The 21,091-nt window shown below is 67.2% G+C and carries 20 protein-coding genes; 9 read left to right on the top strand and 11 right to left on the bottom strand.

Translation table 11 applies throughout. The features are described from left to right. Positions 1-103 precede the first annotated feature (103 nt). Genes J0J10_RS03015 through J0J10_RS03005 form a run of 3 tightly spaced genes read left to right on the top strand, consistent with a single transcriptional unit; the run spans position 104 to position 3,234 of the window. The gene (locus J0J10_RS03015; protein WP_291645142.1) at positions 104-823 is read left to right on the top strand and encodes a GntR family transcriptional regulator; all 720 of its coding nucleotides are present in this window, start codon (positions 104-106) and stop codon (positions 821-823) included. 32 nt (positions 824-855) lie between these two features. Beyond that, a complete protein-coding gene (locus J0J10_RS03010; RefSeq protein WP_291645140.1) occupies positions 856-2,211 on the top strand; it encodes a hypothetical protein in 1,356 nt (451 codons plus the stop codon). A gap of 48 nt (positions 2,212-2,259) precedes the next feature. Next, a complete protein-coding gene (locus J0J10_RS03005) occupies positions 2,260-3,234 on the top strand; it encodes a Bug family tripartite tricarboxylate transporter substrate binding protein (protein WP_291645138.1) in 975 nt (324 codons plus the stop codon). Between the two features lie 45 nt (positions 3,235-3,279). Here the strand turns inward: J0J10_RS03005 and acuI are convergent, their stop codons facing one another. Both acuI and J0J10_RS02995 read right to left on the bottom strand, forming a co-directional pair. Then, entirely contained in the window at positions 3,280-4,266 is a 987-nt protein-coding gene (gene acuI, locus J0J10_RS03000; protein WP_291638917.1) for an acrylyl-CoA reductase (NADPH), read from the bottom strand. Positions 4,267-4,476: 210 nt separating this feature from the next. After that, the gene (locus J0J10_RS02995) at positions 4,477-5,712 is read right to left on the bottom strand and encodes an MFS transporter (protein WP_291638918.1); all 1,236 of its coding nucleotides are present in this window, start codon (positions 5,710-5,712) and stop codon (positions 4,477-4,479) included. A 311-nt stretch (positions 5,713-6,023) separates the two neighbouring features. Here J0J10_RS02995 and J0J10_RS02990 point away from each other — a divergent pair, with 311 nt between their 5' ends. Next, the gene (locus tag J0J10_RS02990) at positions 6,024-7,325 is read left to right on the top strand and encodes a cell wall hydrolase (protein WP_291645136.1); all 1,302 of its coding nucleotides are present in this window, start codon (positions 6,024-6,026) and stop codon (positions 7,323-7,325) included. 113 nt (positions 7,326-7,438) lie between these two features. On the opposite strand, the gene J0J10_RS02985 is transcribed toward J0J10_RS02990, so the two are convergent. Beyond that, on the bottom strand, positions 7,439-8,080 hold the full coding sequence (locus J0J10_RS02985) for a hypothetical protein (protein WP_291645134.1): 642 nt from the start codon (positions 8,078-8,080) through the stop codon (positions 7,439-7,441). Further along, positions 8,077-8,556: a DNA adenine methylase gene (locus J0J10_RS02980; RefSeq protein ID WP_291645132.1), complete on the bottom strand. Its 480-nt coding sequence runs from the start codon at positions 8,554-8,556 to the stop codon at positions 8,077-8,079. Before J0J10_RS02980 ends, J0J10_RS02985 begins: the two co-directional genes overlap by 4 nt. Positions 8,557-9,071: 515 nt before the next feature. On the opposite strand from J0J10_RS02980, the gene J0J10_RS02975 reads away from it, so the two are divergent. Next, positions 9,072-9,665 (top strand): hypothetical protein, encoded by a 594-nt coding sequence (locus J0J10_RS02975; protein WP_291645130.1) that lies wholly within the window; start codon positions 9,072-9,074, stop codon positions 9,663-9,665. Positions 9,666-9,917: 252 nt separating this feature from the next. On the opposite strand, the gene J0J10_RS02970 is transcribed toward J0J10_RS02975, so the two are convergent. The 7 genes from J0J10_RS02970 to J0J10_RS02940 form a co-directional block, all read right to left on the bottom strand. After that, positions 9,918-10,187 carry a hypothetical protein gene (locus J0J10_RS02970; protein WP_291639078.1) on the bottom strand — a complete coding sequence of 90 codons (270 nt, stop codon included), beginning with the start codon at positions 10,185-10,187 and terminating at the stop codon, positions 9,918-9,920. Between the two features lie 7 nt (positions 10,188-10,194). Next, positions 10,195-10,464 carry a translation initiation factor IF-1 gene (gene infA, locus J0J10_RS02965; protein ID WP_291639077.1) on the bottom strand — a complete coding sequence of 90 codons (270 nt, stop codon included), beginning with the start codon at positions 10,462-10,464 and terminating at the stop codon, positions 10,195-10,197. A gap of 81 nt (positions 10,465-10,545) precedes the next feature. Next, positions 10,546-12,036, bottom strand: a complete 1,491-nt coding sequence (locus tag J0J10_RS02960) for a DEAD/DEAH box helicase (RefSeq protein ID WP_291645128.1) — start codon at positions 12,034-12,036, stop codon at positions 10,546-10,548. Between the two features lie 200 nt (positions 12,037-12,236). Then, a complete protein-coding gene (locus tag J0J10_RS02955; RefSeq protein ID WP_110488019.1) occupies positions 12,237-12,446 on the bottom strand; it encodes a cold-shock protein in 210 nt (69 codons plus the stop codon). A 297-nt stretch (positions 12,447-12,743) separates the two neighbouring features. After that, positions 12,744-13,445 carry an HAD family hydrolase gene (locus J0J10_RS02950; protein WP_291639273.1) on the bottom strand — a complete coding sequence of 234 codons (702 nt, stop codon included), beginning with the start codon at positions 13,443-13,445 and terminating at the stop codon, positions 12,744-12,746. 101 nt (positions 13,446-13,546) lie between these two features. Beyond that, a complete protein-coding gene (gene ppdK, locus J0J10_RS02945; protein WP_291645124.1) occupies positions 13,547-16,231 on the bottom strand; it encodes a pyruvate, phosphate dikinase in 2,685 nt (894 codons plus the stop codon). A 202-nt stretch (positions 16,232-16,433) separates the two neighbouring features. Next, a complete protein-coding gene (locus J0J10_RS02940) occupies positions 16,434-16,928 on the bottom strand; it encodes a YcgN family cysteine cluster protein (RefSeq protein WP_291645122.1) in 495 nt (164 codons plus the stop codon). A gap of 195 nt (positions 16,929-17,123) precedes the next feature. Between J0J10_RS02940 and J0J10_RS02935 the strand changes: the two genes are divergently transcribed. The 4 genes from J0J10_RS02935 to J0J10_RS02920 are packed head-to-tail and all read left to right on the top strand — an operon-like array spanning position 17,124 to position 20,965. Continuing rightward, positions 17,124-18,266 (top strand): ABC transporter substrate-binding protein, encoded by a 1,143-nt coding sequence (locus J0J10_RS02935; protein WP_291645120.1) that lies wholly within the window; start codon positions 17,124-17,126, stop codon positions 18,264-18,266. 14 nt (positions 18,267-18,280) lie between these two features. Next, positions 18,281-19,351: a FecCD family ABC transporter permease gene (locus J0J10_RS02930; protein WP_465247152.1), complete on the top strand. Its 1,071-nt coding sequence runs from the start codon at positions 18,281-18,283 to the stop codon at positions 19,349-19,351. Next, complete coding sequence (locus tag J0J10_RS02925) at positions 19,348-20,136, top strand: ABC transporter ATP-binding protein (protein WP_465247151.1); 789 nt, start codon at positions 19,348-19,350, stop codon at positions 20,134-20,136. The genes J0J10_RS02930 and J0J10_RS02925 overlap by 4 nt, the downstream gene beginning before the upstream one ends. Before the next feature lie 46 nt (positions 20,137-20,182). Then, positions 20,183-20,965, top strand: a complete 783-nt coding sequence (locus J0J10_RS02920; RefSeq protein ID WP_291645116.1) for a class I SAM-dependent methyltransferase — start codon at positions 20,183-20,185, stop codon at positions 20,963-20,965. Positions 20,966-21,091: the final 126 nt, after the last annotated feature.

Below are 21,091 nucleotides of genomic sequence, written 5' to 3'. Positions count from 1 at the left end.
GAGGAGAAGGCACGCTCCAAAGCCGTCAGTGGCCCCGCAAGCCAACCGTCTTGCCATCGATCAATAACCGGTATACCGGTACTCCAGTTTTCAGGAACGCGAAATGCCCCGACCGTCGCGCGCGGCCCGCCCGCCTCAGCTTCCGGTGCTCACGATCGACCGCACGCTGCGGGCGCCGGAGCAGGTCTATCGCGGCTTGCGCGAGGCCATCGTCACGCTCGCCATCGCACCCGGCACCGCCCTCTCCGAGGGCGATGTGGCGGAAGCCTGCTCGATCAGCCGCACACCGGTGCGCGAGGCCTTCGCCCGGCTCAGCGAAGAGCAATTGCTCGATGTCTTCCCCAATCTCGGCACCTTCGTTTCGCTGATCGATCCGCAGGCGGTCGCGGAGGCGGTCACCATCCGCCGCCTGCTCGAGGGCGAGGCTGCGGCGAGCGCCGCGGCCAATGCCGAACCGGCGCTGCTGCGCGAGATGTCGGAGACTGTCGCTCGGCATGAGCAGGCCGTCTCCCGCGGCGATGCGGCCGGCGCCTATGCCTGTGACGAAGCTTTCCACCACGCCCTCTTCGCCACGCAGAAGCTCAGCCAGATGTGGCAGAGCGTCAGCCGGGCGCGGACGCATCTGCAGCGCGTCCACCATCTCCGGATCTCGGAACGCGGGGCGCTCGGCGACGCGCTGGAGCAGCACCGCCTCGTCCTCGCCGCCATCGAGTCGGGCTCGCCGGAGGCGGCCAGGGCAGCCATGGCCGCCCATATCGAGGCCCATGGCCGCTTTCTCAGCCGCGCAGCCGGCCTCAAGCACCCCTACATCCGCGCCACATGACAAACGAACACCCATCCCTGGGCATCACCATCATGCCCGAGTACGCCCAGTCCGAGGGTGTCGACGCCGTTCTGGAGAACATTACCCAGCGCCTCGGCTGCGCCGTGCTCTGCACCACGCCCTCGGTGGCGCAGCGCTGCCCGGAAGGCACGGGCGTGCGCGAGCCGCCTTCCGACGCCGGCGCCGGCCTCGGACGCACGCTCGACCGCCCGCTCTGGGGCGACAGGGCGCTGTGGATGCAGACCGCGACCAGTTTCCGGCCGGACCCGGCGCTCTATCGCGACAGCCCCTACCCGCCGCCGCTGCCGGATGATCTGACCGACCGCGAAGGCGGCACCGTAGCCGCACTGCTCGCCGGGGCGAAGCGCGCCGGCATGCAGGTGCAGCTCCAGGTCATGGCCGCCGCGCCCCCCGGCCTGCGCGTCCAGTGCCGTGACAACGCCGCCGACGAGCAGCCGCTGACCATTCATGGCCGACCGGTTCCCGGCCGCGTCGACGCCAATCTCAGCCTCGCGAGCCAGGGGCTGCGCCGCTATATGCGCGCGCTCGTCGCCGACCTGCTGGGGAATTATCCGGAGATCGATGCGCTGCGCTTCGACTGGCCGGAATACCCGCCCTATGCACTCGAGAGCCTGCTGTTCGACTTCAGCCCCCCCGCGGTGAAGCGCGGCCAGGAGCTCGGCCATGATGTCGAGGCGGTCCGGGCACGGGCGCTGGAGGGACTGCGCGAGCTCGGCCCGCGCCTCGCGACGGCAGCGGAGACGATCGATCCGGAGCGGCTGGCGGCTGCCGGCAGCTGGGGCGCAGCGCTGCTGGCCTATCGCGCCGCGCTCGTCGGCGACTATGTCAGGGACCTCGCGGCCATCGTCCGGGAGGTATCGGACGGGCGCATCGGCGTCGTGATGCAGGCCTTCCCGCCGCCGTTGAACCGGCTTTCCGGCTTCGATTTCGCCGGAATCGACGGCGCCGTCGACGAGGTCTCGGTCAAGCACTACACGATGCACTGGCCAATGATCGAGCGGGGCTATGTCGAGCGGCTGGCGCAGGCCACGGGCGCCGATCCCGACAAGGTCTTCGCGCTGGTGCATCGCTGGCTCGGCCTCAACGGCAATGCGCCGACGCGCGCGGCGCTGCGCTATCCCGAACCCGAGGAGGCGCATCCGGCCGACGATGCCGGCCTGCGGCGCGCGATCGAGATCGCGGCGGGAGAGCTGCGCCAGTCACGTTTCTCGACGATCGTGCATGGCTATGGGCCGACCGAGGATGTCGAGCGCCGCTTCCGCGCCGTGCTCGAAAGCCCGTGCCGCCATCTGCAACTGAACCGCTACGGCTATCTGTCGGACGAGAAGATCGCCCGGCTTTCGGCCCTCTGGCGCGCACATCGCTGATCCAACCCGCATCCCCGACGAGGGGCAGCGCCAAGCAGGGAGAGAACCATGTGGTCATTCAAATCGGGACTGGCCGCCGCGCTCGTCCTCGTCTCGACGCTAGCAGCCACCGCGCAGGAGCCCTATCCGACACGGCCGGTGCGGGTGATCGTACCCTTCGCCGCCGGCGGCGCCTCGGACATGATCGCAAGGCTCGTCGCGGAACGGCTGCAGGCGCGCTGGGGCCAGGGCGTCGTCATCGAGAACATGGGCGGCGGCGGCAGCAATATCGGCGTCGCGGCACTCGCCCGCGCGACGCCGGACGGCTACACGATCGGTCTGATCAATGCGAGCAGCCATGGGCTCAACAAGGCCCTCTACAAGGAACGGCTGCCCTTCGATCCCGAACGCGATTTCGCGCCGATCTCGCAGCTTGCGATCACGCCGAACGTGCTCGTCGTCAACCCGGAGAAGGTCCCGGCCAAGACGGTGCCGGAGTTCATCGCGCTGCTGAAGCAGAATCCGAACAAGTTCAATTTCGGCTCCTCGGGCATCGGCACCTCTCTGCATGTCGGCATGGAGCTGTTCCAGCAGGAGACCGGAACGAAGCTCGCCCATGTCCCCTATCGCGGCTCCGGGCCGATGATGGTCGACCTGCTTTCGGGCCAGATCGAGGTCGCGCTCGACGGCGCCGCCGTGGCCTGGCCCTATGTCGAGGCCGGCAAGCTCAGGGCGCTCGCCATCTCGATCCCGAAGCGCGCCGATTTCGCGCCCGACCTGCCGGCGCTGAGCGAATTCCTGCCGGGCTTCGACGTCACCGCCTGGCACGGCCTCGCCGCCCCGGCCAAGACGCCGCCGGCGATCGTCGAGAAGATCTCGCGCGACGTCCGCGAGATCCTGGCGACGCCGGAGGTGCGTGAGAAGCTCGCCGCCGCGAAGATCATCGCGCTCGGCATGACGCCGCAGGACTTCAAGGCCTTCCTCGACGGCGAACTGAAGAAATGGGCGCCGGTGATCGAGAAGGCGAATATCAAGCTGGATTGAGAGCGCAGCTGGCGGCGGGACACTCCGCCGCCGCAAGCCCAGGACTCAGCCCACCTCGACCACGACGCGGCCGCGCACCTTGCCGTCGAGGATGGCGCGGCCGGTCTCGACGACATCCTCGAGCGGGATCGTCGTCGTCATCGCCGCGAGCCTGTCGCGGTCGAGATCGCTCGCGAGGCGGGCCCACGCCTCGAGCCGGCGCGGCTTCGGGCACATCACGGAATCGACGCCGAGCAGGGCGACGCCACGCAGGATGAAGGGCGCGACCGAGGCCGGCAGGTCCATGCCCTGGGCGAGGCCGCAGGCGGCGATCGCGCCGCCATATTTCGTCATCGAGAGCAAATTGGCGAGGGTGTGCGATCCGACGGCGTCGACGCCGGCGATCCAGCGTTCCTTGCCGAGCGGCCGGCCCGGCCCTGAGAGCTCGTTGCGATCGATGATCTCGGCGGCGCCGAGACCCTTGAGATAATCGGCTTCCTCGGCCCGGCCGGTCGAGGCGATGACGTGCCAGCCGGCCTTGGCCAGGAGCGCGATCGCGACCGAGCCGACGCCGCCGGCGGCACCGGTGACGACGACCGGCCCGTCCGCCGGCTTCAGCCCGTGCTTCTCCAGCGCCAGCACGCAGAGCATGGCGGTGTAGCCGGCAGTGCCGATCGCCATGGCCTCGCCCGGATTCATGCCTTCCGGCAACGGCACCAGCCAGTCGGCCTTGACCCGGCTCTTCTGGGCATAGGCGCCAAGATGCGTCTCGCCCGTGCCCCAGCCATTGAGGATGACGAGATCGCCGGGCTTGAAAGCGGGATTGTCGGAGGCCTCGACCCGGCCGGCGAAGTCGATGCCGGGGATCATCGGCCAGCGCCGCACCACCGGAGCACGGCCGGTGAGCGCGAGCCCGTCCTTGTAGTTGACGGTCGAATGGGTGACGCGGACGGTCACGTCGCCTTCCATCAGGTCGGCCTCGGCGAAATCGCCGAAGGAAAGACTGGTGCCGGCTTCGCCCTTGCTGGCGATCAGGGCCTTGAAGGTGGTCATGGAAACACTCCGGAAGCTTCTGGTTCAGCCCTCATCCTGAGGAGCCGCGTAGCGGCGTCTCGAAGGATGTTCCAGCACGCTCTGGAGCATCCTTCGAGACGCGGACTAACGTCCGCTCCTCAGGATGAGGGCTGAGCATGATGCAGATCAGCGGGATGAGTTGACCGCGCCGGGCCGCCGCCTGCAAGCGGCGCGCCCGTGCGTGTTTGATCAGGCCGGCTGCGCTTGCGGGCGCGCCACCGGCTTCTCGACGATCGGCAGATTGATCAGGGCAGAGGCGACGCCGAGCGCCACCGAGAGCCACCAGACGATGTCGTAGGAACCGAAGCGCTCATAGAGGATGCCGCCGAGCAGCACGCCGAGGAAACCGCCGACCTGATGCGAGAAGAAGGCGAAGCCGTAGAGCATCGCCATGTACTTCGTGCCGAACATCAGCATCACCAGCGACGAGGTCGGCGGCACGGTCGAGAGCCAGAACAGCCCGATGGTGATGCCGAAGATGATCGCCGTCGCGGGGCTCGCCGGGATCAGGATGAAGGCGGCGATCGCCACCGCCCGGCCGAAATAGATCCAGGCCAGCAGATGGCGCTTGGGCATGCGCGAGGAGAGCCAGCCCGAGCCGAGCGAGCCTGCGGCATTGGCGAGGCCGATGGCGGCGAGCGTCCAGCCGCCGACCCAGGCCGGCAGGCCCGCATCCTTGAGATAGGCCGGCATGTGCACGGTGATGAAGGCGAGCTGGAAGCCGCAGGTGAAGAAGCCGAGGACCAGCAGCACATAGGAGCGATGCTTGAAGGCCTCGCCCAGCGCCTGGCGGATGGTCTGGTTCGGCAGATTGGCGGCAGCAGCCTGTCCGACGGCCGCCCCGGTCTTGCGCATGGCGAGCATGGTCGCCAGCGGAATGACCGGAAGCAGGGTGAAGGCGAAGACGACCAGCGCCTGCTGCCAGCCCAGCGTCTCGATCAGGATGTTGCCGATCGGCGGGAAGAGGAACTGGCCGAAGGAGCCGGCGGCGGTGCCGGCGCCGAAGGCGAGCGGGCGCCAGCTCTCGGGCAGGAGCTTGCCGAAGGCGGCGAGGATCAGGTTGAAGGAACAGGCCGAGAGGCCGAAGCCGATCAGCACGCCAGCGCCGAAATGCAGCTCGAGCGGCGTCGAGGCATAGGCCATCATCACGAGGCCGGCGGCATAGAGCAGCGCGCCGACGCAGAGCACCCGGACGAGGCCGAAACGGTCGGCGATGGCGCCTGCGAAGGGCGCACCCAGCCCCCAGAGCAGGTTCTGGATCGCAAGCGCCAGGCCGAAGGTGTCGCGGCCCCAGCCGAATTGCAGCGTCATCGGAATCTGGAAGAGGCCGGCGCTGGCGCGCGGCCCGAAGCTGATCAGCGCGATCAGGCAGCCGGCGACGACAATGATCTCCGGCGCATGGCTGCGCTTGGCGGCGGAATTCATGGAAGGCTCCGGGGAATGGGATCGTGTGTCTGCACGATAGCGGCGGCGCCAGGATTTTTCCAACGCGTTTCCGTTACATCGCACATCACGGCGATGCATAGAAAATCGACGCGTTCGCTGCGACCGGGCGGATTCAGACGGTATTCGCGCCCGGTTCGACGGCCAGCGCCGGGCCTGGCCATGCGTCGTTCGCCCCCTTCCGGGTCGGTCCATTAACCGACCCTCAACCCTGACGCCTGATTATCGCGATGTCGCGGATTTGCATCATCGCAGCTCGCGCATGCCGTTCCATTCCTCTCGGGTTGAGCGCCTTGAGTCAGTTGCGTCCGCGCCGGCGATCGAAGCGAAACCGCAGTGCCCGCCTGAGATGGGCGCTGGCGACGGTCGCGCCCTGGGCGCTGTCCGCGGGACTGCTTGTCTCCTTCACCGCCTCGGCCGGCCAGAACCACGATTCCTACGCCTCGCCCTCCTCGCTGATCGCGCGCGCCGCACCGAACCCGAATTCAAGCCTCTCCGAAGGACCGTCGATGCTGGTGGCGCTGAGCGCCTTCCGCATGCCGGAACGCGCCTTCGAGCGCGTGGTCCAGACCGCGCGGCTTTCCTTCGACATGCCGGAAAACGTCTTCGTCTCCGATCCGCGCCTGCCGCGCGAGGAGATGAAACGCGCAGCGGCCGCCTTCCCGCAGGTCGACCGCAGCGCCAAGGGGGATCTTCTGGTCCCCCTGCGGCCGACGCTGACGCGCAGCGGCCAGCCTGGAGAGCTCGAGCAGATCGTCTTCGGCGAGACTCCCGGCCTGATCTCCGGCGGCTTCTCGATCGAGGCGCTCGACGGTTATGACGGGCCGCAGATCGGCTTCGAACCCCCGGCCCATGACGAGGGCGTCACCGATCCCGCCCTGTCGGATGCCTCGCCGGTCGCGATCCCCAAGGTCATCACCTCACCACGCCATGCCGAGCTGCATCTGGATAGCATCGACGGCTCGACGCCTTCGGTCGCCGGCAACCTGGCGCAGTCCTCCTCGACCCCGGTGACGACGCCGGATGCGAGGCTCGCCTCGGCGACGCCGCCACCCGTCTCCCCGCCAGCCGGCGCATCGGCGGCCCAGAGCCGCATCGCCAAGGCGACGCCCGGCCGCGGGCCTCAGGCCGGCGAAGGCGCGAACGAGGGCAGGCAGATCTATACCGGCCTGATCGCAGCCGAGAACATGGCGAAGGAACAGCGCTGCCTCGCCGAGGCGATCTATTTCGAGGCGCGCTCGGAAAGCGAGCAAGGCCGCGCCGCGGTGGCCCAGGTCGTGCTCAACCGGGTCAAGAGCGGGCTCTATCCCGACAGCGTCTGCGGCACGGTCTACCAGAACCGCAACCGCCATCTCGCCTGCCAGTTCACCTTCGCCTGCGAAGGCAAGGCCTTGCGCATCACCGAGCCCGGCCCCTGGCGCGACGCGACCCGCATCGCCCGCGAGGTCTATGAGGGCACGACCTATCTCGCCGATGTCGGTGCCTCGACCCATTACCACGCCGACTATGTCCGGCCCTATTGGGCGCGCAAGCTGAAGAAGATGGACACGATCGGCCGGCACGTCTTCTACAAGCTCAGGCCGGGGCAGACTTGAGGCGTGCTGTAGCGCGAACAATCAAATGGCAACAGAGTGCTTTTTTGCGGTGATCGGGATCGCCGTCTCAGGTGCGAAACGAGCTGGCGCGGGCTTCGGCTTCCGGGCGCGTCTCAAGTAAGTATGCCACAGGGTACCAGAATGGGTCGCAGCGCCGCGACGATCGTCGGCGACTGAATATATTGCGGCCCTTGGAGTTCGACAGCGGGCTTGAACACAAGTCGAATCTCACGCTGGTGGGCGAAGGTCTGCCGCTTAACGAACGGATCCGGGAATAGATCGGCTGTCTCAAATTGAAACTCGACATCCCGGTAGGTCACAACGTCGCAATCGAACGCATCAAAGCGGCCGCCGGAAGCCTGGCCGATCGCCATACCAAGTGCCTTGACGTCGGGGATGGTGGTGACGTCCACCGTGTTATCAAAAATGCCCATGTCCGCAGCAGCGCTCATGCAAAATATGTAGAACTGCGGCCCGCGGCGTACCAAGGTAACCTCGCCCAGAGAGATATTTTCCGCTTGGTCCACCTCCACAACCCCCGCGCGCTTCAGTATCGCGAGTTGGCTCAAGGAGGGTCCGCTAGTCCAACTCATAGGGCCGTGCGTGCCGCGAGTGCTGCCCTCTAGCTCGTCCTGCACCCCGGGCGCCACGTTCTCGACTTCCCAATAATAGGAAATCGGCATCAGCCGAATTTTCCCTTCGCGTGTGAGCTCATTGGCCCAACGACCATCATCCCAATGCTTGAACGCCCTCAAGTCCCCCTCCGAGTGATTACGAGATCCCGCACCCGCTTGGTGTTCTCCGCCCCGCCCGCCTGATAGCTCAGCTCGACCGTCTCGATCTGCGCCCAGGCGAACAGCTCGCGCACCTCGGGCACATCGTTCAGGGATAGGATGAAGCGCCCTTGAAAGCCCTGTAAAGCGGCACTGAGCTCGGCGAACTGCTCCCGACCGAAAAGTCCACGGCCATAATAGTGTTCCGTGCCCCAATAGGGCGGGTCGAGATAGAATAGCGTGCCCGGCCGGTGCCAGCGGCGGATGAATTCCTGCCAGGGTCGGCAGTCGACCGAGACGCCGGCGAAGCGCTCGTGGGCCGCTTCGAGCAGCGGTACCTCCCTCCCCCAAGGTAACGCCGACTTAATCCGGACGTAACGCGCCCGACGCCCTGCCCCCTGTACGAACTTGCTGTTCGCCTTTCGGCCTTTCGGAATGGGCCGGGCGGCACACGGCACTCGGGAGCCGGGGCGAGCGCAGGCCAGATGCCTGCGGAGAGGGGGCGGTCCTGTGGGAGGGAGCGCCGCTCCCTCTCCATCTCTGCCAGGGCGGATTTCGTGCCAAGGCCGTCGGCATTCCGGACAAGCGCCGAAGGCGTGCAGAGCCGGAATCCATCGCAGAGCACCGGAGTCTTGCGATGGGTTGCGGCGTTCCGCTTCGCTCCATTCGGAATGACGGTCCAAACCGACGGAACGCGCCTTAGGCCCGCTGAAGAGCGCAGTTTTCGCAGCGACTGTCGCGGGGAGGTCTACGGCACCGCCCCGTTCGCCAGTCCTGATGATCGGTTTCCCGGACCGGTCGAATGCCTGCAATTCCGGCAAGAAGATTACAACGGAGCTGAACCTTCCGGCCAGCGCCGACCATGGTTAATTTTACCTTGTTTTAGCGTTTACCTTGCGTTCATCAGTTCGGTCCGGCTTTTCTCTCCCCAACAACACGGCCGCAGTGCCGCGCAACGGGGCAGAGGTCAGACATGGCATCCAGGGTTCTCTCGCTTGGCGGCATCGCCGCCACCGCCCTCGTCGGGGCGCTCGGCTTCACCGCGCCGGCCGCCGCCGGTAGCGGCTGCTACGGCTCCTCCTGCTACAAGCTGGTGACGACGCCACCGGTCTACGGCACGGTCGAGGAGAGCTTTGTCACCCGCCCTGCCCGCACCTTCTCCCGGATCATTCCGGCCGAATACGAGACGGTCGTCGAGAAGGTGATGGTCCAGCCGGAGCGCCGCATCGCAAGGCGGATCCCGGCCCAGTATCAGACCGTCTCCGAGAAGGTGCTGATCGCGCCGGCGACGCGCCGCTGGGAGGTCAGCCGCGACGCCTATGGCCAGACCACCGGCTGCTGGGTCGATGTCCCCGCGCAATACGGCTACCAGCAGCGCACCGTCGAGGTCTCTCCGGCCTCGGTCGCCTATGATGTCGTGCCGGCGGTCTACGGCCAGCGCAGCCGCCGCGTCATGGTCCGCGCCACGCAGGTGGTGCACGAGACGGTGCCGGCCGAATACGCCACCCGCCAGCGCCAGGTCCTGGTCAGCCCCGGCTCGCAGCGCTGGGCCCCGGCCCGCTACTGAGTTTCACCGAACTTTCTACGTAGTCCTGTTCATCACGGAAAATGCCACTTACGCCCCGGCTTCGGCCGGGGCTTTTTTTTGTGGCCTGGGACGGATGGGTGGGACCACCACTCCCCGCGTCATTCCGGCCGCGGCGCAGCGGAGCGCCGGAATCCATCATAGGGCTCCTGCGCTCTGCGATGGATTACGGAGCCGCGCGGCTTCGCCGCTTGTCCGGAATGACGGATAGGATGTGTCCGAGGCCGTCGCCGCTCAGGCGAGTCCGCCGGTCAGCAGCATCAGCACGCCAACGCCGAGCGCGAAGGCGAGGACGCGGGCCGGGAAGGTGAAGAGCGAGCCCGGTGGCTGGCGCAGCACCAGGCTGACCACGACCTCGACCAGGCCGAGGGCGAGCAGCACATAGACGAAGGGCGGGAAGGTTCCCCCCTTCGCGATCCAGCCGGTATTGGCGGCGAGCGAGGCCGCAGCGCCAAGCCCGACGCCTGCAGCGATGAAGAACTGCTCGGGCTTGGTGAAGCGCATCGGCGGCTCAGCGCCGGCGGAAATTCTGCGGCCGCGGCGGCATCGGGCCGGGGCTCGCGGTCTTCTGGCGGAAGTTGATGCGGCCCCGATCGAGATCGTAGGGCGACATCTCGACCACCACGCGGTCGCCGGCGATGGTGCGGATGCGGTTCTTCTTCATCTTGCCGGCCGCATAGGCCAGGATGATGTGGTCGTTGTCGAGCTTGACCCGGTAGTTCCCGTCCGGGAGCACCTCGACCACGGTGCCGTCGAATTCGAGAAGTTCTTCCTTCGCCATTCCCTGATCCTTCGTCTTCTCTTCGGCGCAGGGACCGGCGCGGCCTTGTGCCGCGATCCGATCCGTCGGGCGCTCAGCGCGTTAGTTCGCGCGCCGCCTTGCGCCATTGGTGCGTCGTTGCTCCGTTCTTTGCTGCAAGAACGCGACGCCGCCAAGCCCTTCATTGGCCGAAGCCGCTTCTTTTCGCACTGCCGGCGCATCATTGCGCTGTGCCGGGCGCTCGTTACGCGCCTGGTTCGGGCGCGGCGCATCGCTGCGCTGGCCGCCACCATTGCGGCCGGAGCCGTTATGGCTGCCGCCATTGCCGGGCTTGGCACCCTGGCGCTGGCCCTGATGCTGGCGCTGTCCCTCGCCCCGGCCATTGTCACGGCCTCCGCCGCCCTGCTGGCCACGGCTGCCACGGCCCTGGTTCTGCGGCGGCTTCTTCGGCGTGCGGCCATCCCAGTACGGCACCTCGCCGATCGGGGTGAGCGCGACCTTGGTCAGCTTCTCGATCCCGGCGAGATCACCGCGCTCTTCCGGCGTGCAGAAGGCGATGGCGACGCCCGAGGCGCCGGCGCGCGCGGTGCGGCCGATGCGGTGGACATAGGTCTCCGGCACGTTCGGCAGGTCGAAATTGACGACATGGCTGATGCCGTCGACATCGATGCCGCGCGCCGCGATGTCGGTTGCGACCAGGATGCGCAGCTCGCCGTCGCGGAAGGCGCCGAGAGCCCGCTCGCGCTGGCCCTGGCTCTTGTTGCCATGGATCGCAGCCGCCTTGATGTTGGACTGCTCGAGCTGGCGCACGACCTTGTCGGCGCCGTGCTTGGTGCGGGTGAAGACGATGGCGCGCTCCATCTCGGGAACGCTCAAGGTCTTCGCCAGCAGAGCCGGCTTCTGGCCAGCTTCCGTGAAGATGACGCGCTGGTCGATCTTCTCGGCGGTGGTCGCGACCGGCGTGACCGCGACCTCGACCGGATCGGTGAGATAGGCGGAAGCGATCTCGCGGATCGCCTTCGGCATGGTGGCCGAGAACAGCAGCGTCTGGCGCTTCTGCGGGATCAGCGTCGCGATGCGGCGGAGCGCATGGATGAAGCCGAGATCGAGCATCTGATCGGCCTCGTCGAGGACGAGGAACTCGATCTCGCGCAGCGAGACGGCGCGCTGGTCGACCAGGTCGAGCAGGCGACCGGGCGTGGCGACGAGGATGTCGACCTGCTGGGCGAGCGCCCGAATCTGCTTGCCGACGGGGACGCCGCCGAAGATCACGGTCGACTTGATGCTGGTGAACTGGGCGTAGCCGCGGATATTGGCCTCGATCTGGGCCGCGAGCTCGCGCGTCGGCGAGAGGATCAACGCGCGCACCGAGCGCGGCTGCACGCGCCGCGGCTGGCCGAGCAGCCGGTGCAGCATCGGCAGCGAGAAGGCCGCCGTCTTGCCGGTTCCGGTCTGGGCGGCGCCAAGCAGGTCACGGCCGTCGCGAATCGCAGGGATCGCCTGCGCCTGGATCGGCGTAGGCGTCTCATAACCTTCGGCCGCGAGCGCCTTGAGAAGGGGCTCGGCCAGGCCGAGGTCGGTGAATTTTGTCAAAACAGGTCTTTCCTGGACCGGCAAGCAAGGGGCGCACGTGGAGAACGGAAGCGCCGCGTCCTGCGATACTCGGTCTACGTATGAAGTTCTTTCCGCCCGGCGAACCGCTAGCCACTGCGCCGGAGGATATCGTGTCATGCGGGCCGGGCCCGCCTATGGGAGCAGGCGGGCCCCAAGGACCCGCCCGCGATATCGGTCACTCAGGCGACGGCGAGGTTGCCGGCCGAGGACTTGCCGGTCTTGCGATCGGCGATCAGCTCGTAGGAGACGACCTGGCCTTCGCGCAGCTCGCGCAGGCCGGCCCGCTCGACGGCGGAGATGTGGACGAAGATGTCCTGACCGCCGTTCTCAGGAGTGATGAAGCCGTAGCCCTTGGTGGCGTTGAACCACTTCACGGTGCCCTTGTTCATGGCATTAATCCTTACGTTTCAGATCCGCGTATCGTTGCGACCCATGGCTCGGCGCGCGGACGCCTCATCATGGTCTTGTAGCGATGTGTGGTGGATCTGAATCGTGCCCGCCGACCGGTTGACCCGCGCGGAGGATTGGCCAGAACCCGGCCGCATCTCGTCTTACATCGGAGCGTCTAGCAGAATTTGCAAGTCGGGTCCAGAGATGCCCGGTTTGCGCCGGCCCGGCCGGATTCGGGGCCAATCCGCCCCTGGGCGGCCGGCTGGAACAGGCTGCGCCAGGGGCTCGAAGCCGGATCAGCCGATCTCGCGGACGAGCCCGACCAAGCCGCCGAGATCGACGAGCTTTCGAAAGCGCGCCTCGCCGACCGGCTCCTCGGCATGCTCGAATGCCCAGGTCAGTTCATGCGGGACGAAGGTCGCCCAGCCGCCGGCGACGAGCGCCGGTACGATGTCGGATTTCAGCGAATTGCCGACCATCATCGCCCGCTCGGGCCCTTCGCCATGGCGCGCGAACAGACGGCGATAGGTCGCGACCGTCTTGTCGCTGACGATCTCGACCGCATCGAAATAGTCGCCGAGGCCGGACTGGGCGAGCTTGCGCTCCTGATCGAAGAGATCGCCCTTGGTGATCAGCACCAGGCGGTAAGCGCCCGCCAGCGCCGCGAGCGTCTCGGCGGCATGCGGCAGGGTCTCGACCGGATGCGCCGCCATTTCGCGCCCGGCGGCGAGGATCTCGGCGATCACCGCCGGAGAGACCTCGCCGCGCGTGACCTCGATCGCGGTCTCGATCATCGAGAGGGTGAAGCCCTTGATGCCGAAGCCGTAGAAGCCGAGATTGCGCTTCTCGGCCTCGAGCAGCCGGCCGGAAATCTCGGCCGCCTCGCCATGCGCTCCGAGCAAGCTGACGAAGCGCTCCTCGGTCAGCCGGTAGAACTGCTCGTTCTGCCAGAGCGTATCATCGGCATCGAAGCCGATGGTGGTGAGTTTCGCGGGCATGGCGTTTCCGTCATTGCGAGCAAGGCGAAGCAATCCAGCGGCGCGCTCGACGGCCCCTAGATTGCTTCGTCGCCACGCTCCTCGCAATGACGAGGAGCGCGTCAGGCGTCCTTCGCCTTGATCGCGCCCAGAGCCGCCTGCGCGGCGGCGAGCCGGGCGATCGGCACGCGGAAGGGCGAGCAGGAGACATAGTCGAGCCCGGCGCTTTCGCAGAAACCGATCGAGGCGGGATCGCCGCCATGCTCGCCGCAGATGCCAAGCTTGATGTCCGGCCGAGTCTTGCGTCCGCGCTCGACGGCGAGACGGACCAGCTCGCCGACGCCATCCTGGTCCAGCGTCACGAAGGGATCGTTCGGCAGCAGGCCCCTGGCGGTGTAGGCGCCGAGGAAGGTCGAGGCGTCGTCGCGGCTGATGCCGAGCGTGGTCTGAGTCAGGTCGTTGGTGCCGAAGGAGAAGAACTCGGCGGTCCTTGCGATCTCCTCGGCGCGTAGCGCAGCGCGCGGCAGCTCGATCATGGTGCCGACCTGGTAGGCCAGGCTCGCCCCGGTTTCGCTGCGCACCGCCGCCGCCATGGCGTCGATGCGGGCCTTGACCAGATCGAGCTCGGGCGAGCCCATGACCAGCGGCACCATCACCTCCGGCATCACCGGCTTGCCGGTCTCCTTCGCCGCCAGCACCGCCGCCTCGAAGATGGCGCGCGCCTGCATCTCGGCGATCTCGGGATAGGCGACGGCGAGGCGCACGCCCCGGAAGCCGAGCATCGGGTTGAACTCGTGCAGTTCAGCGGCGCGGCGCCGCAACCTGTCGACGCTGGTCCCCATCGCCGCCGCGACCTCGGCGATCTCCTCCTCGGTCTGCGGCAGGAACTCGTGCAGCGGCGGGTCGAGCAGGCGGATCGTCACCGGCAGCCCGTGCATGATCGAGAACAGCTCGACGAAGTCCTGGCGCTGCATCGGCAGCAGCTTGGCCAGCGCGGCACGCCGCCCCGCCTCATCCTCGGACAGGATCATCTCACGCATGGCGAGGATGCGGTCGGCATCGAAGAACATGTGCTCGGTGCGGCAGAGGCCGATGCCCTCGGCACCGAATTCGCGGGCCGTCCTGGCGTCGCGCGGGGTCTCGGCATTGGCGCGGACCTTCAGGCGGCGGAGCCGGTCGGCCCAGCCCATCAGTGTCTTGAACTCCTCCGAGAACTCGGGCTGCTGCATCTTGACCTCGCCGAGCAGGACCTGCCCGGTCGAGCCGTCAATGGTGACGAAATCGCCCGCCTTCAGCGTGGTCGGGCCGACGCTCATCGTCGCCTTGGCATAGTCGACGCGGATCTGGCCGGCGCCGGAGACGCAGGGCTTGCCCATGCCGCGCGCGACCACCGCCGCATGCGAGGTCATGCCGCCGCGCGTGGTCAGGATACCCTCGGCGGCATGCATGCCGTGAATGTCCTCAGGCGAGGTCTCGACGCGCACCAGAATACATTTATGCCCCGCCTTCTTCGCCGCCTCGGCGGCTTCGGAGGTGAAGACGATCTCACCGGCGGCAGCGCCGGGCGATGCCGGCAGGCCCGTCGTCAGGACGCGGCGCTCGGCCTTGCTGTCGATGGTTGGGTGCAGAAGCTGGTCGAGCGCGCCGGGCTCGACACGACCGACCGCCTGATCCTCGGAGATCAACCCCTCGCGGGCGAGGTCGACCGCGATGCGCAGCGCCGCCTTCGCGGTGCGCTTGCCGGAACGGGTCTGCAGCATCCAGAGCTTGCCCTCCTGGATGGTGAACTCCATGTCCTGCATGTCGCGATAGTGCTTTTCGAGGATGCCGTAGATCCGGCAGAGCTCGGCATAGGCTTCCGGCATCGCCTTCTCCATCGAAGGCTTATCGGAGCCGGCAGCGATCCTGGCGGCCTCGGTGATGTCCTGCGGCGTGCGAATGCCGGCGACGACGTCCTCGCCCTGGGCGTTGATCAGGAACTCGCCATAGAGTTCGTTTTCGCCGGTCGAGGGGTTGCGGGTGAAGGCGACGCCGGTGGCCGAGGTCTCGCCCATATTGCCGAAGACCATGGACTGGACGTTGACCGCAGTCCCCCAGGCGGCGGGAATGTCGTTGAGCTCGCGATACTTGATGGCGCGGTTGTTCATCCAGGACGAAAAGACCGCACCGACCGCGCCCCAGAGCTGTTTTTCGGGCTCCTGCGGGAATTCGGCGCCGAGTTCCTTCCTGACGATTTCCTTGTACTTGCCGACCAGTACCTTCCAGTCATCGGCCGAGAGCTCGGTGTCGAGCTGGTAGCCCTTGCGTTCCTTGTAATCTTCGAGCGCCTCCTCGAAATGGCCGTGATCGACGTCGAGCACCACGTTCGAATACATGGTGATGAAGCGGCGATAGCTGTCCCAGGCGAAGCGGGCATCGCCCGAGGCCTGCGCCACCGCCTCGACGGTGACGTCGTTCAGGCCGAGATTGAGCACCGTGTCCATCATGCCCGGCATCGAGGCGCGCGCGCCCGAACGGACCGAGACGAGCAGCGGATTGGCCGGATCGCCGAAGGTCTTGCCGGTCAGCCCGGCCATGCCGGCGAGCGCCGCCTTGACCTGGCCGTCGAGCTCGGCCGGAAAGCTCCTGCCATTGTCGTAATACCAGGTGCAGACTTCGGTGGTGATGGTGAAGCCGGGTGGGACCGGCAGGGCCAGATTGCTCATCTCGGCAAGGTTCGCGCCCTTGCCGCCGAGCAGGTTCTTCATTCCTGCCTCACCCTCGGCCTTGCCGTCGCCGAAAGTGTAGACCCACTTCTGCCCTGCCATAAGCCCCGCCTCTTCCAAATTCGCCGCCGCCATCAACGCCGACGCGTCCGCATGGTTTCGCGATCGCGAGGTCTGCTTGTGCAGCGCACCCGCGCGGCGTGGTCATGCCCAAAAGCGGATGAACAATCAATGAGCGCGACCGGCAACCCGCCTCGTCCATCATCGCAGATCGCGCGCCGGCGCGCAGCCGCCCCTGCGGCCATCAGGCCCGGCGCCCGCGCGCGCCCTTCGGCCAGCGCAGCGGCCAGTTCACCAGCCGCTCGACCAGTTCCTCCTCGGCGATTTCGTCCTCGTTCGCGAAGACCTTGCCCCGAACCGAGACGCCGGCCTCGACCACCGTCTGCGGATCGCCCGAGACGAGCGGGTGCCACCAGGGCAGATCCTTGCCCTCCCCGACCAGACGATAGGCGCAGGTCGGCGGCAGCCAGGAGAGGGTGTGCACCTCATCCGGCGTCAGCGTCACGCAATCCGGCACGGTCTGCGAGCGATTCTCGTAGTCGCGGCAGCGGCAGGTTCCGGCATCGAACAGACGGCAGCCGATATCGGTCGCCAGGATGCGGCCGGTATCCTCGTCCTCGAGCTTGACCAGGCAGCAGCGTCCGCAGCCGTCGCAGAGCGATTCCCACTCCGCTTCGCTCATCTCCTCGAGGGTCTTGGTCCGCCAGAAAGGCGGGCTCGCGTTCGGATCTGCAGCCATGGCCGCTTATGCCCCTTCGCGGACGCCGAGGAAAGCGGCGCAGGAGGCGCGCAAGGCCCGCCAGACACGGCAACAGCGAGATCTATATTCGATATATTCTAATCTATATTTAGAATGATTAAAATCTACAGTTATTGACCGAATACTAATGCCCTTCTATTTGACCCGAAGAATTCCTCGCACCAGAGATCCCCGATGCTGACGAAACGGACTGTCCTGCGCGCTTTCGCCGCTGCCGGCATGCTTCTGGTCGCCGCCCTGCCGGCTGCCGCCGAAAAGATCGTCGTGACCGACATCATCGGGCGCAAGGTCGAGGTCGAGGCGCCGGTGCGCAAGATCATCCTCGGCGAAGGCCGGCAGATGTATTTCGTCGCCGCGCTCGACAAGGACGAGCCGTTCAAGCGCGTCGTCGGCTGGCGCGACGATCTCGGCAAGGCCGACCCCGAGAACTACAAGGCCTATCTCGCGCGCTATCCGCAGATCGCCAAGCTGCCGACCTTCGGTGGCATGAAGGAAGGCGCCTTCGACGTCGAGCAGGCGATCGCGCTGAAGCCTGACGTGCTCTTCCTCAACATCGAGGCCAAGGTCGCCAGCGACGAGGCCAAGCTGGTCGAGAAGCTGGCTTCCGTCGGCATCCCCGTCGTCTATGTCGACTTCCGCGAAAAGCCGTTCGAGCACACCGAGCCGTCGATGCGGCTGATCGGCAAGCTGTTCGGTAAGGAGCAGGTCGCCGAGGACTTCATCAAATACCGCGCCGAGCAGATCGCGCTGGTCACCGACCGGCTCGCCAAGGCGGGCGAGCTCAAGCGCCCGCTCGTCATGGTCGAGCGCGCCGGCGGCTATTCCGACGATTGCTGCATGTCCTTCGGCAACGAGAATTTCGGCAAGATGGTCGAGTTCGCCGGCGGCCGTAACCTCGCGACACCGCTGATCCCCGGCACCTTCGGCACGATCAACCCGGAGCGCATCGTCGCCGACAATCCCGACATCGTGATCGTGACCGGCAGCAGCTGGGACGGCTACGTCCCCGGGGGCAACTGGGTCGGCCTCGGCGCCGGCGCCGACATGACCGAAGCCCGCCGCAAGCTCGCCAATCTGATGAAGCGCCCGGCCTTCGTCCAGTCGGCGGCGGTGAAGAACGGCCGGGTCCACGGCATCTGGCACCAGTTCTACAACAGCCCCTATCAGTTCGTGGCGATCCAGCAGATCGCGAAATGGCTGCATCCGGAGCTGTTCAAGGACATCGACCCGGACGCGACCATGAAGGCGCTGCACGAGCGCTTCCTGCCCCTGCCCTACGAGCCCGGCCTATGGGTCTCGCTCGAGGCGGTCAAATGAGCCTGGCGCCCATCCTGGCCGAGAAGACGGCGACCGAATTGCCGGTGGCGGAAGGGCGCGAGGCCTATCGGGCCCTGGCCTTCCGCCGCAAACTGCTGCTGGCCGGCTTTGCCGCCGCCCTGCTGCTCTGCTTCCTCGTCGACCTGATGCTGGGCCCGGCTCGCTACAGCATGGGCGAGGTCGTCGATGCGCTGCTCTCGCCGTCGACCGCGCCGGCCGCGGTCAGGGTGGTGATCTGGGACATCCGGCTGCCGGTCGCGCTGATGGCCGTGGTCACGGGCGCGGCGCTCGCCATCGCCGGCGCACAGATGCAGACCGTACTCAACAACCCGCTGGCGAGCCCGTTCACGCTCGGCATCTCCGGGGCGGCGAGCTTCGGAGCGGCGCTGGCGCTGGTCTTCGGCGTCGCGATCGTGCCCTTCGCCATCGATTATGTCGTTCCGCTCAATGCCTTCATCATGGCGATGGGCGCCTCGCTGCTGATCCATATGCTGAGCCAGCGCCGCGACGTCACCACCGAGACGGTGGTGCTGCTCGGGATCGCGCTGGTCTTCACCTTCAACGCCCTGCTGGCGCTGCTGCAGTTTTTTGCCTCCGAGCAGGCGCTGGGCGCGGTGGTGTTCTGGATGATGGGCTCGCTGACCAAGGCGAGCTGGCACAAGCTCGCCATCACCTCCGCCGTTCTGCTGTTCTGCCTGCCGTTCTTCGCCCGCCGCGCCTGGGCGCTGACGACTTTGCGCCTCGGCGACGAGAAGGCCGCGAGCTTCGGCATCGACGTCAAGCGGCTGCGGCTGGAGACGATGCTGCTGGTCGCCCTGCTCGCCTCGGTGCCGGTCGCCTTCGTCGGCACGATCGGCTTCATCGGCCTGGTCGGCCCGCATATCGCGCGAATGCTGATCGGCGAGGATCAGCGCTTCTTCCTGCCGGCCTCGGCGCTGGCGGGGGCCGCCCTGCTCTCGGCCTCCTCGGTTGTCAGCAAATCGCTGATCCCCGGGCTGATCTTCCCGATCAGCGTCGTCACCGCCCTGGTCGGCGTGCCGTTCTTCTTCAGCCTGATCCTGACCAGCCGGAGGCGTTCATGGTGAAGCGCCTCGCCCTCAGCGAAGTCGGTGTCGCCTATGGCAGGCGCCAGATCCTCACCGATGTGACCACGCCCGATCTGCTCGGCGGCGAGGTCGTGGCGGTGATCGGCCCGAACGCCGCCGGCAAGTCGAGCCTGTTCCGACGCATCGCCGGGATGGCTTCAGGCACCGGCACGGTCGAAATCGCCAGCCCCAGCGGCAAGGCGCCGTGCTATCTGCCGCAGGACACCGCGGTGAACGCGGTGCTGACCGTCTACGAGTCGATCCTGCTCGCCCGCAAGCAGGGCGGCTCCTGGGGCGTCGGAGATGACGAGCTCGCCGCGATCGACCAGGCGCTTCACGATCTCGACATCGCCGAGCTCGCCTTTCGCGGCCTCGGCGAGCTCTCCGGCGGCCAGCGCCAGCTCGTCTCGATCGCCCAGACGCTGGTACGCCAGCCCGAGATCATGCTGCTCGACGAGCCGACCAGCGCGCTCGACCTGCACCGCCAGTTCGAGGTGCTGAGTCTCGTCGCCCGCCTCGCCCGCGAGAAGAAGATCTGCGTACTGATCGCGATCCACGACCTCAACCAGGCGCTGCGCATCGCCGACAAGGTGATGGTGCTGGCGAAGGGGCGCCTCGTCGCGCTCGGCCCGCCGCGCGAGATCATCACCCCGGCGCTGCTGGAAGAGGTCTATGGTGTCGTCGCCCGGGTCGAGACCGGCGATGGCGAAGCGCCCTTCGTCGTGGTCCAGGGCTCGGCGCGCAAGGCAAGCCAGCGGGCCATGCCGGAACTCGCCACCCTCTGAGGCCGCTGCTCACATCTCCGCCAATCCTTCCAAGCGACGTAAGCCGATGCAAGACACCAACGCTTCCAGCCCCGGCGCCAACTACTCGCTGAAGGAGGAGATCCGCGCCTACTGGTCGAGCCGCGCCGCGAGCTTCGACCAGCAGGTCGGCCATGCGATCAAGTCCGAGGCCGAGCTCGCCGCCTTCCAGAGCCTGCTGCGCCAGGCCTTCGGTACAGAGTCGCGCGACGTGCTCGACCTCGCCTGCGGCACCGGCGAGATCACCCGCGCTTTGCTCTCGCTCGGCCACAAGGTCACGGCGATCGACTTTTCCGACGACATGCTCGCCCGCGCCCGCGCCAAGCATGGCGACAAGGCGAGGATCCTGTCCGGCGACGCCGAGCGCCTGCTCGACGACGACGAGAGCTATGACGCGCTGGTGACGCGGCATCTGGTCTGGACCCTGACCGATCCCGAAGCCGCCTTCGCCGAATGGTTCCGCGTGCTGAAGCCCGGCGGCAGGCTCCTGGTGATCGACGGCGACTGGATCAACCGCTCCTGGATCCAGAACCTGATCAACCGCGGCGCTACCTGGCTGCGCGAGCGCAGCGGCGGCACCGTGCATACGACCGACAAGGAGGCCTTCGACTCGATCACCCGGCGCTTCTTCTTCCGCGGCGGGCTGAGCTATGAGCGCCTCGGCGCCATGCTGCACGAGGCCGGCTTCGCCCGGATCGAGCCGGCAGACTACCGGCAGGTGGTGCGGGCGCAACAGCGCAGCGCCGCCCTGCACGACGCGCTGCGGCTGGTCTCCTCGACCCGCTTCGCCCTCGTGGCGACGAAAGCCTGAAACGCCGGTAATCGCACGACGCGCGGGCCAATCCTGTGCCGAAACGAGACGATCGCGCTGGCCTGAAACCTGCTGGGGGCCGCGGGCCGCGCAAGGCCCTTCCGCCAGGAGCTTGCAAGGCTTATC

The sequence above is a fragment of the Allobosea sp. genome, assembly GCF_017308075.1.
In the GTDB taxonomy this organism is placed as follows: domain Bacteria; phylum Pseudomonadota; class Alphaproteobacteria; order Rhizobiales; family Beijerinckiaceae; genus Allobosea.
Note: the sequence above shows the minus strand (reverse complement) of the source record. Positions and strands in the feature narration are given on the sequence as shown.